We start from the raw sequence: 14,615 nt of genomic DNA on the forward strand, positions 1-14,615 counted from the left end.
TCCCAGTCTATGACCTATCTCTGGAGTTCAGTGCTTTTGATTTATGGCTTTTAGGCTATCATAACTTTTACCCCCCCCCTAAACAGTTACATTAATTCTATGATCAAACCCAATTTCCCATTGTTGTTAGCTATTGGTGTGAGCATTTGGGGTCATGATTTCCAGGTTTTACCCAAGGCTAACGCTCAAACTCCGCCTAGGTTAGAGAGACCTCAGACTGTGGCCACTTACGATCAGTGGATGAAAGCTGGTTACGAAGCCACAGCCCAAAAAAATTACCAACTCGCCCTAGAAAAATTTCAACAAGCTCTGGCACAACGTCCGAACGATACATTTGCTCAAAATGCGATCGCTAATATGCAGAAGTATTTAGGTCAAACCGCCACGGCTACCGACGCTACCGCCAAAAATGAGACTTCACCGATACCATTAATTGCTGGCTCGGCCCTATTATCCATCGCTTTATTGGGAGTTTTACTATCGCTTTTCTTTCAATACCGTCCCAAGGGCAAAGCCTCAAAACGCCGCAAAAAAACCACTTACGTCAGTCCTACAAACCCACTCGACAACTTTTTTAGGGGCAATGGCAATTCCCTCGATACGGACACCAAAACCAGCAGTGAGATTAATGACAATTGGGAAGATGATTTCGAGCCTTCTTTGCCCGTACAAGCTACCTCCCGGATCCCGAACGCAGACTTAATCCTGAGTTTAATTGAAAGTCTCCGCGATGAGGATCCCCGTACCCGTAGGCGGGCGGTTTGGAAACTGGCACAGATGTCCGATTCTAGGGCAATGCAGCCTTTAGTCGATAGTATGGTGGATGGGGATTCCTACGAACGCAGTTTAACCCTAGAAGCCCTCGCTCAAATCTGTACCCGCTCCCTGCGACCGATGAACCAAGCTTTGGCTATCTCTCTCCAGGATAAAAATCCCCAGGTGCGGAAAAATGCTATTCGGGATTTAACCAGACTCTACGATATCATGTCTCAGATCAGTCAATTAATTTGTCATGCCCTCGATGATTCTGATGAGGAAGTGCAAGAAACAGCACGCTGGGCAATTAGACAGTTAAATCTGCAATTAGCTCCCCGTTTAGATATTGCTCCCCTAGAAACCACCGGTGAACCGGAAGATGATGACGTACAGGATACTTCCTTCACTGAAACCACACCCACTGAGGTGCAAAATTGAGTCGAAAACTGTTATTTCTCTCCACCCCTGTGGGATTTCTGGGTTCGGGGGGCGGCGGTGGCGTAGAATTAACTATTGAGAATCTCGCTCGCACTCTGACCAGGCAAGGCTATCTGGTGCGGGTAGTGGCCCCAGAATCCTCCCAATTGCACGATATTCCCTTAATCACTATAGCGGGCAATGGCCAGATTTCCGCCCAAAGTCAAGGCCGGCAAGCTCCGATTTTAATGCCCGAAAATGCCGTTTTGGCCAATATGTGGCACTACGCCCAACAAGTACACAATCAGTACGATTTAATTGTTAATTTTGCCTACGATTGGCTCCCTTTTTATCTCACTCCTTTTTTTGCCACTCCCGTCGCCCATTTAGTCAGCATGGCTTCCGTTTCTTTGGCGATGGATCATATTATTCAAAAAACCTACCGCAGTTTTCCCCATTTACTCGCTTTTCACACCGTCACCCAAGCAGCAACTTTCTCCCTCTCTCCCCCCTATCGCTGTTTGGCTAATGGTTTAGACGTATCTTTGTATCAGTTTCGCACCGATCCCTTCCCCTGTCTAGCCTGGGTGGGACGGATTGCCCCGGAAAAAGCTTTAGAAGATGCGATCGCTGCTTGTCAACAGTTAGGTGTCCCTTTACGCGTTTTCGGTCATATTTCCGATCCTCTCTACTGGCAAAATTTACAGGATAACTATAGTTTCGATTTAGTCGATTATCGCGGGTTTTTGCCGACTGAGAGCCTACAAAAAGAGCTAGGCGACTGTTTTGGCCTGTTGATGACCCCGCGCTGGGTTGAGGCTTTTGGTAACGTGGCTATTGAAGCTTTAGCCTGTGGTGTTCCCGTAGTTGCCTATCGTCGCGGTGGTCCGGTAGAAATTATTGAAGAGGGAAAAACTGGTTTTTTAGTTGAACCCGATAGTATCGAGGGATTAGTTACGGGAATTAAAAATTTAGACCGGATCGATCGATATTCTTGTCGTGCAGTAGTGGAGCAAAAATATTCCCTAGAAGCTTTGGCAAATCGAGCTATTAATTGGTTTGAAGAAATTTTTACTCGCAGTCAAAAATAAATAGGCTCTCTTGGTTTAGTCCGGTTAAATCTTTATCCCAGAAGGGTTCGGGATTAACCACAGAGACACAAAGAACACAAAGTCAAAACAGATTCGATATTAATTTTGCTTAGTTACTTAGATAAATTTTTCTGCTAGAGTTGATTTAAACCCCGTATTATCTATGGCAAGATTGACCCAAGAATTGTTATGTGACGAGGCAGCTGTCTTCTCAGCTTTGGAATCTCAACATCAAGAATCTTCACTCTACGGTGTTACAGATGGTAAAGCGATCGGAACTTACTTAGAACAAAAGTTTAAACTATATCTAAAGGAAAAATATAATTTTCTTGACGGTAATTCAGCTAGTGGGATTGATTTTCCCGATTTGTTAGTAGATATCAAAGTAACAAGCATGAAACAACCTCAATCATCTTGTCCTTTTAAATCTGCAAGACAAAAAATTTTTGGCTTGGGATATTCCTTAATTATTTTTGTTTATGAAAAGTTAGATAATAGCCTAAATCGTACTGCCAGTTTAAGAATTATCAGGACAATTTTTGTCAGTGCCGAAAGAACAGCCGATTTCCAGATGACTCGTGGTATCCGCAATATCTTAAACAATCAGGGAAACAAAGATGATTTAATTGCTTTTATTTTAGATAAAAACTTACCTGTTGATGAAATGGAAGCAGCCAATATAGCTGATGAAATTCTTGTTCATCCCCCGGGGCAAGGTTTTTTAACTATTTCTAATGCCTTACAATGGAGATTACAATATACTAGGGTAATCGATCTTGCCGGTCAAGAAGAAGGATTAATAGCCATTTATAGAGAGAATTAGTCATGCAAGCTTCTCAGGTTAAAATTGAATATGGAGACTTTCAAACTCCCCCGGAGTTAACCGAAAAAATTTGTCAAAAATTATGGCAAATTCATGTTAACCCCGATGTTATTATTGAGCCAACTTGTGGTATAGGTAACTTTTTAAAAGCGGCCTCACTTACCTTTAAAGAAACTAAAAAAATTCTTGGCTTTGAAATTAATCCTAATTATATCACTCAGATTAATCAAGATCGGCAAATATGCCAAGATCAAAGAATACAAGTTCAACAGAAGAATTTTTTTGATTGTGACTGGTATTCCCTGACTCAACCATGGACAGAAAATATTTTATTTTTGGGGAATCTGCCTTGGATAACCAACTCAAAACAGGGACTTATTAACGGAAAAAATTTACCTCAAAAAAGCAACTTTCAAGGATATCATGGTTTAGATGCCATCACGGGAAAAAGTAATTTTGATATTTCAGAGTGGATGTTAATTAAGCTCATCGAATGTCTTGATCGACGTTCAGCTTATCTGGCAATTATCTGTAAAACGACCGTATCTAGAAAAATTTTAAACTATATCTATACTCACAAAATTCATCTCGTTTACTCGGCAATTTATCCGATCAACACTCAAAAATATTTTCAAGCAAATGTAGATGCTTGTCTTCTATTTTGTCAATTTGATGCTCATTCAGAAAATTACTTTTGTGATGTTTTCAATAGTTTTGAAGAAGGGGAATTTCAGCGCATTGGTTATCAAAATAATATCCTAGTCAGAGATTTAAATGCTTTTACTAGATTAAAATATTTATATCATAAGCATCCTCAAGAAAAATGGCGTTCAGGAATTAAACATGATTGCTCAAAAGTAATGGAATTGCAGTTAGTTAATGGAATTTTTGTCAATGGTTTAAAGGAAGTCGTTGATCTTGAACCCACCTATCTTTATCCTCTTCTGAAAGGTTCAGATGTGGCACAAAATCGCCTAAAAGTTATCAATAAATACATTTTGGTAACTCAGAAGTTTATCGGTGAATCTACAGAAAATATACGCGATATAGCACCAAAAACTTGGCAATATTTAGTTAATCATAAAAATTATTTTCTAGACAGAAAGAGCAAAATTTATCAAAATCAGCCAGACTTTTGCATATTTGGGGTGGGTTCTTACAGCTTCTCTCCTTTTAAAATCGCCATTTCTGGACTTTATAAAAAACTGAATTTTAACCTGATATTACCCTATCAAAATCAACCCGTTATTTTCGATGATACTGTTTACTTCTTAAGCTTCGATGATTTAGATACCGCTCAAAAAACCTTACAGCTTCTCAATTCTTCCCTAGGCAGAGAATTTTATTACTCCTTGATATTTTGGAATGAAAAAAGACCGATAAAAACCCGTATTTTAAATAGTTTAAATTTATCGATTTTAGCCGAGAAGTTGTTATCCTATAAGTAGGCTTTAATTTTAGCTGCGTTAATCTCGCATCCTGCGGGATATTTTATGTTCGGGTTTTCGTCACACACAGGAGTCAATAAGTCAATAACTTTGTCTTGATAATTTACAAAACGATGGGAACCTGAAGAAGAAAAATTACGGGTTTTAACTGGATGTTTACTTTTCCTCTTGTCTTCTTGTTGCTAATTGGTCTAAAATTTCGGCGTGAACTTGGCGAGTAATTGGATAAAAATAGGCAATAATTAAGCTAATGATCAGAAAAAATGCCGGTAAAGGAGCAATTGCTAGACGAATCGCCATTAAAGCACTATCTGGCTGCAGGGGAATTGCTTCTCCTACGATTCTCGGTTTAAACCCCGATGTTTCTAGAGCAATACCGACAAGAAATAACCCCAAAGCTAAACCAATTTTTTGTAAAAGTACCATGAAAGCATAAAAAATACCTTCTCGACGTTTTCCTGTTTCTAATTCGTCCAATTCAATCACATCAGGAACCATTGACCAAGGAATTAAATAGGCCACAGATACGCCAAATCCCGCCAAAACTGCCAAAGCATACATTAAAGTTATTTGTCCTGGTTGGAGCAAAAATAAACCAATTTGGGCAATAATCCAAAATGTCATCCCTACAAAATAGACTATTTTTTTGTCTAATTTCTGACTAACTGCTTGCCAGAAAAATAACATCACTAAAGCTGTTCCCTGTACCGCTAAAGCGACTAAACCCGATTCTGCTTCCGATAGTCTCATGTAACTGACGACGTAGTAAACCAAAATCGAGGCGGTTAATTGTACTCCTAACCAAGCACAAAGATAGATGCCAATAACGTATAAAAAGGGACGATTACCAAAAACTATTTTTAATTGTTCTTTCAGGGGAATAGTTTCAGTATTATTAGCAGCTTCTCTCTGTTTAATTGCCGCACCATCCCTGAGATGATTTTCAGTTTTGCCATAGTAAAGGGTTAACCCCAAAACTATCCCTTGTATTCCTAATAAAATTGTGGAAGTAGCGATAAAGTCTCTCGGATTTAACCCAATTTTTCCTACTCCATAGACCAAGGAAAGCGCACCGATAACTATAAAAGCAATTGACAAAACTTTTTTCTGAGGAGAATTGAGAATCGCTTTTGCTCCTCGTTCTTGCAAAACTAAAGCGCACCAAATAACTGCTAAAACCGAGATTAAAGCACAAACTACACCTAACAATAAAAAAGCTTGATGGAGATCGTTGGCATAGGACGATGAGACGATAATATAGAGAATTAATGAGAGAATGCTACCTCCGATTGAAAAGGCAAAACGAAAACTATTTAAACGGGTTCTCTCATTATAATCATAAGTTAATTCAGGGGTGAGTGCCTGGTAAGGAAGATTGACTACTGTATAGGTTAAATTAAAGATAATGCCGATAAAAATATAATATAAAAATAGCCATAATTGGTTATTAGTCGGGATTAACCACAGTAAAAAATAACTAATTCCGAAAGGAATCGACCCCAATAACATCCATGGTAAGCGACGACCCCAGATAGTACGAGTTTGATCGCTCCACATACCAATGATCGGATCGTTAATAGCGTCGAAAATTCTCACCACCATCAGCACACTACCAGCTAATCCTGCTGATAATCCTGCCACATCAGTCAGGAAAAATAGCAGGTAAAATACTGAGATATTGGCAGTGATAGCCGGTCCCAAATCCCCCGCACCATAGGCGATTTTTGTGGTTAAATTCAGTCTTTCAGCAGTCAAATGAGCCATAAAAGCAATTATAGAGATTAAAATAAGCTTAACTGTTCTGGGAGCATTTGTAACCTTTGCTAGGGCAGTTGAGGAACTTTAATTTTGGCTCTTCTAGGTTCTGTGTGATCAGTTTAACTTACAATATGATCGATCAATCTTTGTGTCCTTTGTGTCTTTGTGGTTCGTTCCACTCACTCGCCAGCAGGACTGTATCCTAGAATACATTTTACCCACCAAACCTGGGAGAGCCTAATTTTTTTGTCCCTAGTAATTCCTGAAAATATCTAGCGTTAAAAAGAGAAGATTCTCCGATGACACCGGGGACAAAGAAATGGGTTTATCTTTGGCATCCGGGAAAATTCTGACTATTTCCCCGTCCTTCACTTCCTATCTATCGCCCTGGCAGCATCATCAGCTAAACTGACTAATATCAGTTATTTTAGCTATCAGCATCGAAATTACCCTTATTCTGGCAGTTAAACGCAAGAAGATCGACTAGATTGTTCTTTTTCGGACTGTTAGCGGTTAGGATGTATTACTTGGGGGACGATCGAAATAGATCAAGAAAGTGCGATAGTACAGATAAGAGATCGGGGAAAATTTTTCGGCCAAACCCAAAACTTTTTGACACGGACGTTCTATGCTGCCTCATATCTTCCTATTTTTAGAGATTTTTGCCCAAGAAAGCGGTATTCAATCCTCTATCAAGGATGTTCTGCCAGCTTATCTCACTTTACCCGATTCTGAGGCGGCCGAGGTTTTTTTACTGCGGGATGCCTCTGATTGTCCTAATCCTTTCAAAAATCAAGGTATTACCTTTCATTACCTGAAAAATAAGTCAGCAACTCTCAGACGCATCCAATTAGCCCTTAAATTTCTGGTTTCTCTCCTCCAGAAACCTCCCCAAAGGGTTTTTTGTGGTCATATAAATTTAGCCCCCCTCACCCGTCTTTACTGTCAAGCTTTAGGCATACCCTACACCGTCCTCACCTACGGCAATGAAGTCTGGGAACCTTTACCAAATTCGCAAAAACAGGCCCTGCAAGCGGCTGCATCAATCTGGACAATCAGCCGTTACACTCGCGATCTTATGTGTCAGGCTAACGCGATCGATCCCAAAAAAGTAGCAATTCTCCCCTGTGTGGTGGATGAAGAAAAGTTTAATTTAGGCAAAAAGTCCTTGACATTAATCAAAAAATATGATAGACAAAATGCCAAAGTTTTATTAACAGTGGCCCGGTTGTGGTCGGGGGATATCTATAAAGGGGTGGATCTTACCATTCGGGCCCTGCCGACAATTCTAGAGACTTATCCCGAAGTAAAATATCTAGTCATCGGACGAGGGGACGATCGCCCAAGGTTAGAAGCTTTAACCAAGCAGTTAGGAGTGGATAAACAGGTAATTTTTGCGGGTTTTGTCCCCAAGGAGGAATTAGCCGACCATTATCGTTTGGCCGATGCTTACGTTATGTCCTCCCAGGAAGGACTCGGGATTGTTTACCTAGAAGCGATGGCCTGCGGTATTACCGTGATTTCTGGAGATGAGGACGGTTCGGCGGAGCCGCTGCAGGATGGTTTGGTGGGGTGGCGCATTCCTTATCGAGATGCCGAAAAGCTGGCCCAAGCTTGTTTAGAAATTTTGCCAGGTCACGATCCACGTTGTCACCCGCAATGGTTGCGTCAACAAACTCTAACTAAATTCGGCAAAAAGACTTTACAAGCAAAATTACGGCAGTTAATCTAATACCTTCTCTATTCATGGCCTTCCTCCTCTCTCCCGCCCCCCTTTACCCCCCAATCCCTTTACTGTTACCTCTTGCCTCATCTCAACCAGCAATTTAATACTTAACAGCTTATACTCCCCTATGGTCTCCCCAAAAGATTTTATTAGTCCCGTCAATTCCGAGCAAGAGTTAGTCTATCCTTTTCGGAACTATCTTAACTATCTTCACGCAAAATACTCTGATTTACAGACGGGTCATATCGCCGATTATATTCCGGAATTAGCCCTAGCAGCTCCAGAATGGTTTGGTATTTCGGTAATTAGCACTGATGGTCAGATTTTTGAGGTGGGAGACTGTCAGCAAACCTTTACAGTACAATCAATTTCTAAAGCTTTTGTCTTTGGATTGGCCCTAGAAGATCACGGACGGGAATACGTTAATAGTAAAGTCGGTGTTGAACCCACCGGAGAAGCTTTTAACTCGATTATTCTCGATGAAAAAACCAATCGTCCCTATAATCCTATGGTTAATGCTGGTGCGATCGCTACCACGGATTTAATCACCGGACAGAATGCCACCGAAAGGCTAAAACGTATTTTAGAAATGTTTAAACGCTATACGGGTAGGGATCACGAGATTAATGTCCCCGTTTTTCTCTCGGAAAAATCCACCGGCAATCGCAATCGGGCCATGGCTTATCTGATGCTAAATTTTGGCATGGTTAGCAATAAAATTGAAGAAACCCTCGATCTTTACTGTCAACAATGTGCCATTCTCGTCCATGCTCACGATTTAGCCCTGATGGCTGCTACCTTGGCTAATGGCGGTGTCAACCCCATCACAGGAATACGGGCGATCGATGAACACTACGTTCAAGATGTGATCAGTGTTATGCTTACCTGTGGAATGTACGACGCTTCAGGAGAATGGGCCTATCGGGTAGGATTACCAGCAAAAAGCGGTGTCGGGGGCGGCATTACGGCAGTAGTTCCCCATCACTTGGGAATTGGCACTTTTTCGCCCCTTTTAGATGAAAAAGGCAACAGCATCAGAGGAGTGAAAATTTGTCAAGATATTTCAGAGGATTTTGGGTTACATTTATTTAATGTGGCTAAACCAGAACGAGATTTAAAAACGTGGCTTGAAGGCAATAGTTGATATTGATAACTGTCCCCGACAAGAGCGCCTAACGGCCCTGGGAAATTAATTTGGCTAGAGGTCTGTGGAAAAAATTTCGTAACCCTCTTGACAAAAACAGCAGATGGTGTGTATTATAAGTGTTGTGTGAGGAGTATAAGTTCAGCATAAGAGGAACCTTTGGGGTCGAAACACGGCAAGACTCCCAGAGGTTCTTCTTTTTCACTCCCTTATTGGCTCAAAGTCGGCAATAAAATCAGGTTTTTCCCGATCGCTAGTTTTTTCTCAATTTATCCCTTTTAGGTCTGTTGCTGCTGGCCAAGAGCAACAGGTCAAAATTTTGCCGAAGAAACTGCACAAGAGAAGTGTAATTGCTCGTAAAATTGGGAATTAAGTACAAGGGCAATCCTATGGCAGATAAAAATAACGGTAACGGCGGCTTATTTGTCGTCGGGGTTTTAGTGGGCAGTGCGATCGGGGCAGTGGCGGGTTTATTAGTAGCGCCCAGATCTGGAAAAGAAACCCGTCGAATTCTGCGAAAATCCGCTCGCGCGTTGCCAGAATTAGCCGAAGATCTGACCACGACGGTGCAATTGCAGGCCGATCGCCTATCGGAATCAGCCAGGCGTAATTGGGATGATACTTTAATTAGATTAAAAGAGGCGGTGACTGCCGGAATCGAAGCTAGTCAAAGTCTAGCCACGGACAATCCCTTCCCCGACTCGCAAGAATCCCCCCAGGGCGATAATCATCACTCGAATGACCATTAAATGACCGAACCTATTTTCTGGCTAGGATGTTCTTTACTTTTAGTCGCCGTTAGTTTAACGGCGGTTTTCATCGCCGCTTTACCTGCCCTGCAAGAGTTAGCCCGGGCAGCCCGCAGTGCCGAAAAATTATTCGATACCCTGCATCGGGAATTTCCCCCGACTCTAGAAGCAATTCGCCTGACAGGGGCGGAAATCAGTGAATTAACCGACAATATCGATGAAGGGGTCAAAAGTACCCGCCAAGTTGTCCAAGGAGTCGATCGCAGTCTCGGTAATGCTAAAGCTGGTCTTAGCAAGCTCGATCGTGGCAGCCGTCGCCTCTTGATCGGTTTTAAAGTCGCTTGGAATACTTGGAAACGCAGTTAAGGAGATGGGGAATTATGAAGTGGGAAGTGGGAAATTGGGAAATGGGGGAGTGGGGAGATAGGGGAATCTCAACTAATACCCCAAAACCCTCAAACCCCAACTCTCAACTCCTGAATCCTGATGACCGACTCCTGATAACTGAGTGACTAAAGTTGAGAATTCCCTTAAGATAAAGTAAATAAGTGTAAAGAAACTGAAAGTTAGCCTACACCCTTGCTGAAAAAATTCTCATTGTCTAGAAGTGCTATGCTCAATCGTTTTTGCCGAGGAATCTCGATCGCTCTTGTCATTGGTGTCATTAGCTGTCTGGGTTGGATTATCTGCCCGGATCAAGCTCTAGCGGTAAATAATCCCGAATTACTGCCCAATCAAGCCACTCCGATCGTTGATTTAGCCAATTATCTACCCGCAAAACAGGAAGAGGCATTAATCCGAGATATCGAGACATTTCAAGGGGAAACCGGCTGGAAAATGCGAGTTTTAACCCAATATGACCGCAGCCCCGGCCGGGCAGTGATTAATTTCTGGGGATTGGATGATAAAAGTATTCTCCTAGTGGCCGATGGTCGCGGCGGTAATCTACTATCTTTTAGTATTGGTGATGCCGTCTATGAATTTTTACCCCGCACTTTTTGGATCGAGTTACAGGCCCGTTTCGGTAATATGTATTTTGTCCGGGAAAATGGCGAGAATAATGCGATCGTACAATCCTTGGACACGGTAAAAGGCTGTTTAGTTAAAGGTGGTTGTGCGGTGGTCCCCGGTTTACCGAGGGAACAGTGGATCCTAACTTTAATTACCTCAATTGTCGGCGGTTTAGTCTTCGGTTTTGCCGGTATTCCCCGCAAAGAAGGACAGGTTTTCGCTTGGCAATGGGTTTTAATTGTCTCTCCCCTCTGGTTTATCCTCTTTGTTGCTTTTGGCATCGGACCGGTAGTTACTCGCACCAGTGAATTACTGCCCCTTTTCCGCAATTTAATCGGTTTTGTCCTCGGGATTTTAGTCGCCTATCTTTCCCCTCGTTTTAATTCCCTCAACGCCTCAAAAACCTAAAAATTAGCGGCTTTTAAGTGATCAGTAATCAGTAATCAGTGAAAAGAAACCAGCGAAGTTTTTACCTATAAATGATAGCTGACGGCAGCCCCTCATGGTTCGATCGATCTAGCTCTGTTACAATTAGGAAAATTGTGGAGTGAGTGAGATAACGTTTATGTGGGTCAATACTCAAAGTGAGATTATTAGTAAGGTTTTGCCGCCAGCAGTACGTCTGTTCTTAAGAACACAAGTAGAACAGATAGAAGATTTAGAAATGCAGCTGCAAGGTCATGATCGGCAAATTTTGCGCGGTTACATCCCCGGGGTATTTTTAGCCGTAGGAAAAGCGATTTATCAAGGTTTACATCTAGGTAAAGCGCAATTAAGAGGGGAAAATATTCGTCTTAATATTGGGCAGGTTTTGCGAGGGAAACCCCTAAAAATTTTGGAACCTATTCGGGTTAGCGGTGAGGTGGAAATTAACGAGCAGGATTTAAATAATTCGATCGCCTCGACTATTTTAGTTAATGCTTTTGCCGATTTACTAATTTTTTCCCTAGAAAATAACGGAGTTGTTAACGCCAGAGAAATTATCTCACCAGAGCAGTTTAACTGGAAAAGTGTTCTCCTAAATCAGGGTTATTTCTCTCTTCTCGGCTATAGAGAAACAGGTGCAGAAGTAATTTTTAGCGCTGATATTACCTTAAAAGATGCTCGCACTTTAGGGATTAATCCCCGACAATGGCAAGGTTTAGCCCCAGATTTATCTATGGATTTGCAACCTTTTACTGTCGATTTAGGCAAAGATGTGGAGATTAAATCTTTTATTCTCGACGCTCAAACTCTTTTCTGTCAGGGAAGTTTTTTGATTTTACCTTAAAAATAAACGCAATGATCCCGGTGGGTTAACTTAGTTTAACCCACCTAATTAGGGCTTGCTGAATAAAGGTGAAATGTAGGCAAGGTAAGGGTTTTGTGGCTTTTCTCGCGAAACAGGTGCAAGATTTTGAGAGAATCGTGCTTCAAAACCTTGCGTCTTCATCGGCCCGCGTCCTGTAGGGGCGAAGCATTCGGATAAAAAATCTACGGTTTCACCGATAGGTTATTGCCCGAATGCTTCGCCCGTACTTTTTCAGCAAACCCTAATTAGGGCTTGCTGAATAAATCTAAAAACCTTGTTAGATTAAGGCTTTTTCAGGGGGAAAATTCACACCCCACACCCCACACCCTGCCCCCACCAACAAACTTTTTCAGCAAACCCCAATTATTACCCCGGATTCTGTGCGATCAAAATAATTGTTTGCATTAGTCCGACTAGAAGACCGAGAATCCCACCGAGATTAACAATTCCCTGTAATTCCTGTTTAACAATGCCTTGAATAGCATTTTCCAGATCGGCCGGGGAAGTGGCATTTACCCGATCGCGGATCACCTGATCGATGTTGAGAATTGGGATAATTTGGGCGACTAATTTCTCTAAATCTTCCTCTAAATAACGCTCTAAAATTAACGCTAACTCTTGACTAATTACCCCTAATGATGTAGTCATTGACACCGAGGATTGCAGACGATTAATAATTAAATTAGCGATTTGATCCCAGTCGATCGTTTGGCCAAAATCTTGCAGAAATTGTTCGCCACTTTCTTGAATATAAATTCGCACCGTATCCCTAGTGGTTTTACGCAATTGTCTGACGGTGGAGATAGGTAAATTTTGCAAAGAGATACTTTGTAACCAGTTTTTCAGACGATTACGCATCTCTAAAGATAGTAATAATTCTTTGATTCTGGTATTAGCTAAATCCTTTTCATCAAGGCAAAAAGTGCGTAAGCGGGCCAGGGCATTGCGTAAACCGAATAAATTGGCTACTACCCAATAGGTTCCACTGGTTTTTTCCCGAAATCCTTCATCGATAACTTGAATATTGCGATCGGTTAAAAAATCGATTAAAGCTAGACGGATAACATCAGCAGGTAAGACAGTTTCTAATAGCCAATCGGAGAATTGTCGCGCCTGTTGTTCACTGAGAGAAAATTCCAAGACTAGGCGATCAAAAATTTGATTGATCTGTTTTTCTAAAAAGTCCTGCCGTCGGGCTAAAACTTTTAGTAATCTCGCTAAAGATTCCCCGAATAAATCGTGAAGAATCGCCGCCAAAATCTCGGCTGTTTTTGCTTGCCGATCGCCTTTGATTTGTTTTAAAGCTAATTGTAGCAGCCAGAGTATCGCCCCCTGTACCCTTTCGGTGTCCAGGAGTCGTTTAGCCAGTTTTTGTAGTTCCTCGGGAGTTAACAGGGAACCCATGATCGTATCCGATACCCGGACAGCTAATCGATCTTGATTGCGAGGAATTAACCCCGGAGTGAAGGGAAGAGGACGCTTACCGATATAAATCGCCTTGTAGGGACGAAATAGCATTTTAATGGCTACATCGTTGGTAAAATAGCCAATAATTGCCCCCGCGATCGGCGGTAAGATCCATGTCCAAAGAGTAGCGAGATTCAATTTAGCAGCAAAAAATAAACGGAAATGTGAGTGAGTTATTTCTTTAAGACTAACACTCCCATCAGTCCTGCTAGGAGTGGATAGTGAACGGCACTGGAAAATCCCGACCGATAGCCTAATTTTACCTGTTCTGGGCCCGGGGGAAAGCGATCGATACTGGGACTAATATAAGCGTACTGGTCAGTTAAACCGTAGCGCTCGGCAGCCGGAACGACGATATGATCGAGATACCAGTTTTGGAATAATTTGGCCATGGTTTCGGTGGGTTGATGGAAGTCAAGAATCGCCGCTTTAGCTCCCGGTTTCAGCACCCGGTATAATTCCCCCAGACATTGGGTAATATCCACCACATTGCGTAATCCATAGCCAATAGTGGCACAATCAAAGCTAGAATCGGCCAAGGGTAAATTGAGGGCATCCCCTTCCATCCAGTTAATATTGGCGGCGCTAAAACGTTGACGGGCGATTTTTAATTGTTGTGGGGAAAAATCTAGTCCGATCACTTGGCCGGTTTTACCCACTTGTTTTGATAATAGGTTAGTCAGGTCGCCGCTACCACAACAGACATCGAGGGCAAAATCCCCTTTTTTGGGTTGACACCATTTGACTGTCATTAATTTCCAGACGCGGTGTAATCCTAAACTTAATTCTTGATTAAGTCGGTCATATTCGGGAGCGATCTGATCAAAAATTGCTTGTATTTCTGTGGAGTTAGGTGAGGATTGATTGGACATTTTTATAATAAACCTCTTGCATAATTAATTTTTGAGGGTTCAAAAACGTCAAAAATAAGGAT

13 protein-coding genes are annotated in these 14,615 nt (G+C 41.9%); 10 read left to right on the plus strand and 3 right to left on the minus strand.

The features are described 5' to 3' along the window. Positions 1 to 99: 99 nt before the first annotated feature. From B5D77_RS01960 to B5D77_RS01975, 4 genes are all read left to right on the plus strand, one after another. Positions 100 to 1,194 carry a HEAT repeat domain-containing protein gene (locus B5D77_RS01960; protein ID WP_008201286.1) on the plus strand — a complete coding sequence of 365 codons (1,095 nt, stop codon included), beginning with the start codon at positions 100 to 102 and terminating at the stop codon, positions 1,192 to 1,194. Beyond that, on the plus strand, positions 1,191 to 2,264 hold the full coding sequence (locus tag B5D77_RS01965; RefSeq protein ID WP_008201284.1) for a glycosyltransferase: 1,074 nt from the start codon (positions 1,191 to 1,193) through the stop codon (positions 2,262 to 2,264). The genes B5D77_RS01960 and B5D77_RS01965 overlap by 4 nt, the downstream gene beginning before the upstream one ends. A gap of 163 nt (positions 2,265 to 2,427) precedes the next feature. After that, a complete protein-coding gene (locus tag B5D77_RS01970) occupies positions 2,428 to 3,087 on the plus strand; it encodes a restriction endonuclease (RefSeq protein WP_106908177.1) in 660 nt (219 codons plus the stop codon). 2 nt (positions 3,088 to 3,089) lie between these two features. Continuing rightward, on the plus strand, positions 3,090 to 4,535 hold the full coding sequence (locus B5D77_RS01975; RefSeq protein WP_008201280.1) for a hypothetical protein: 1,446 nt from the start codon (positions 3,090 to 3,092) through the stop codon (positions 4,533 to 4,535). Between the two features lie 156 nt (positions 4,536 to 4,691). On the opposite strand, the gene B5D77_RS01980 is transcribed toward B5D77_RS01975, so the two are convergent. Then, positions 4,692 to 6,299 carry an MFS transporter gene (locus tag B5D77_RS01980; RefSeq protein WP_106908178.1) on the minus strand — a complete coding sequence of 536 codons (1,608 nt, stop codon included), beginning with the start codon at positions 6,297 to 6,299 and terminating at the stop codon, positions 4,692 to 4,694. A gap of 622 nt (positions 6,300 to 6,921) precedes the next feature. Between B5D77_RS01980 and B5D77_RS01985 the strand changes: the two genes are divergently transcribed. The 6 genes from B5D77_RS01985 (at position 6,922) to B5D77_RS02010 (ending at position 12,193) form a co-directional block, all read left to right on the plus strand. After that, positions 6,922 to 8,025, plus strand: coding sequence for a glycosyltransferase family 4 protein (locus B5D77_RS01985; RefSeq protein ID WP_106908179.1), 1,104 nt, complete (start codon positions 6,922 to 6,924; stop codon positions 8,023 to 8,025). Positions 8,026 to 8,146: 121 nt separating this feature from the next. After that, complete coding sequence (glsA, locus tag B5D77_RS01990; RefSeq protein ID WP_106908180.1) at positions 8,147 to 9,163, plus strand: glutaminase A; 1,017 nt, start codon at positions 8,147 to 8,149, stop codon at positions 9,161 to 9,163. Between the two features lie 389 nt (positions 9,164 to 9,552). Then, positions 9,553 to 9,912: a YtxH domain-containing protein gene (locus B5D77_RS01995; RefSeq protein WP_008201271.1), complete on the plus strand. Its 360-nt coding sequence runs from the start codon at positions 9,553 to 9,555 to the stop codon at positions 9,910 to 9,912. Next, a complete protein-coding gene (locus B5D77_RS02000) occupies positions 9,913 to 10,278 on the plus strand; it encodes a hypothetical protein (protein WP_008201269.1) in 366 nt (121 codons plus the stop codon). 246 nt (positions 10,279 to 10,524) lie between these two features. Further along, positions 10,525 to 11,331, plus strand: coding sequence for a TPM domain-containing protein (locus tag B5D77_RS02005; protein ID WP_008201267.1), 807 nt, complete (start codon positions 10,525 to 10,527; stop codon positions 11,329 to 11,331). A 157-nt stretch (positions 11,332 to 11,488) separates the two neighbouring features. Then, the gene (locus tag B5D77_RS02010; protein WP_008201265.1) at positions 11,489 to 12,193 is read left to right on the plus strand and encodes a DUF2993 domain-containing protein; all 705 of its coding nucleotides are present in this window, start codon (positions 11,489 to 11,491) and stop codon (positions 12,191 to 12,193) included. Positions 12,194 to 12,580: 387 nt separating this feature from the next. On the opposite strand, the gene B5D77_RS02015 is transcribed toward B5D77_RS02010, so the two are convergent. Both B5D77_RS02015 and ubiE read right to left on the minus strand, forming a co-directional pair. Beyond that, positions 12,581 to 13,819, minus strand: coding sequence for a DUF445 domain-containing protein (locus B5D77_RS02015; protein ID WP_106908181.1), 1,239 nt, complete (start codon positions 13,817 to 13,819; stop codon positions 12,581 to 12,583). Positions 13,820 to 13,854: 35 nt separating this feature from the next. After that, positions 13,855 to 14,553 carry a bifunctional demethylmenaquinone methyltransferase/2-methoxy-6-polyprenyl-1,4-benzoquinol methylase UbiE gene (gene ubiE, locus B5D77_RS02020; RefSeq protein WP_008201253.1) on the minus strand — a complete coding sequence of 233 codons (699 nt, stop codon included), beginning with the start codon at positions 14,551 to 14,553 and terminating at the stop codon, positions 13,855 to 13,857. Between the last annotated feature and the right edge of the window lie 62 nt (positions 14,554 to 14,615).

It is taken from the genome of Microcystis sp. MC19, assembly GCF_003019735.1.
Lineage (GTDB): Bacteria > Cyanobacteriota > Cyanobacteriia > Cyanobacteriales > Microcystaceae > Microcystis.

Excerpts from the sequence above, each read along its gene's own strand:
- B5D77_RS02005 (WP_008201267.1), top strand. The coding sequence starts at position 10,525 with ATGCTCAATCGTTTTTGCCGAGGAATCTCGATCGCTCTTGTCATTGGT.
- glsA (WP_106908180.1), top strand. The coding sequence starts at position 8,147 with ATGGTCTCCCCAAAAGATTTTATTAGTCCCGTCAATTCCGAGCAAGAG.
- ubiE (WP_008201253.1), bottom strand. The coding sequence starts at position 14,553 with ATGTCCAATCAATCCTCACCTAACTCCACAGAAATACAAGCAATTTTT.
- B5D77_RS01960 (WP_008201286.1), top strand. The coding sequence starts at position 100 with ATGATCAAACCCAATTTCCCATTGTTGTTAGCTATTGGTGTGAGCATT.
- B5D77_RS02000 (WP_008201269.1), top strand. The coding sequence starts at position 9,913 with ATGACCGAACCTATTTTCTGGCTAGGATGTTCTTTACTTTTAGTCGCC.
- B5D77_RS02010 (WP_008201265.1), top strand. The coding sequence starts at position 11,489 with ATGTGGGTCAATACTCAAAGTGAGATTATTAGTAAGGTTTTGCCGCCA.
- B5D77_RS01975 (WP_008201280.1), top strand. The coding sequence starts at position 3,090 with ATGCAAGCTTCTCAGGTTAAAATTGAATATGGAGACTTTCAAACTCCC.
- B5D77_RS01980 (WP_106908178.1), bottom strand. The coding sequence starts at position 6,299 with ATGGCTCATTTGACTGCTGAAAGACTGAATTTAACCACAAAAATCGCC.
- B5D77_RS01985 (WP_106908179.1), top strand. The coding sequence starts at position 6,922 with ATGCTGCCTCATATCTTCCTATTTTTAGAGATTTTTGCCCAAGAAAGC.
- B5D77_RS01995 (WP_008201271.1), top strand. The coding sequence starts at position 9,553 with ATGGCAGATAAAAATAACGGTAACGGCGGCTTATTTGTCGTCGGGGTT.
- B5D77_RS01970 (WP_106908177.1), top strand. The coding sequence starts at position 2,428 with ATGGCAAGATTGACCCAAGAATTGTTATGTGACGAGGCAGCTGTCTTC.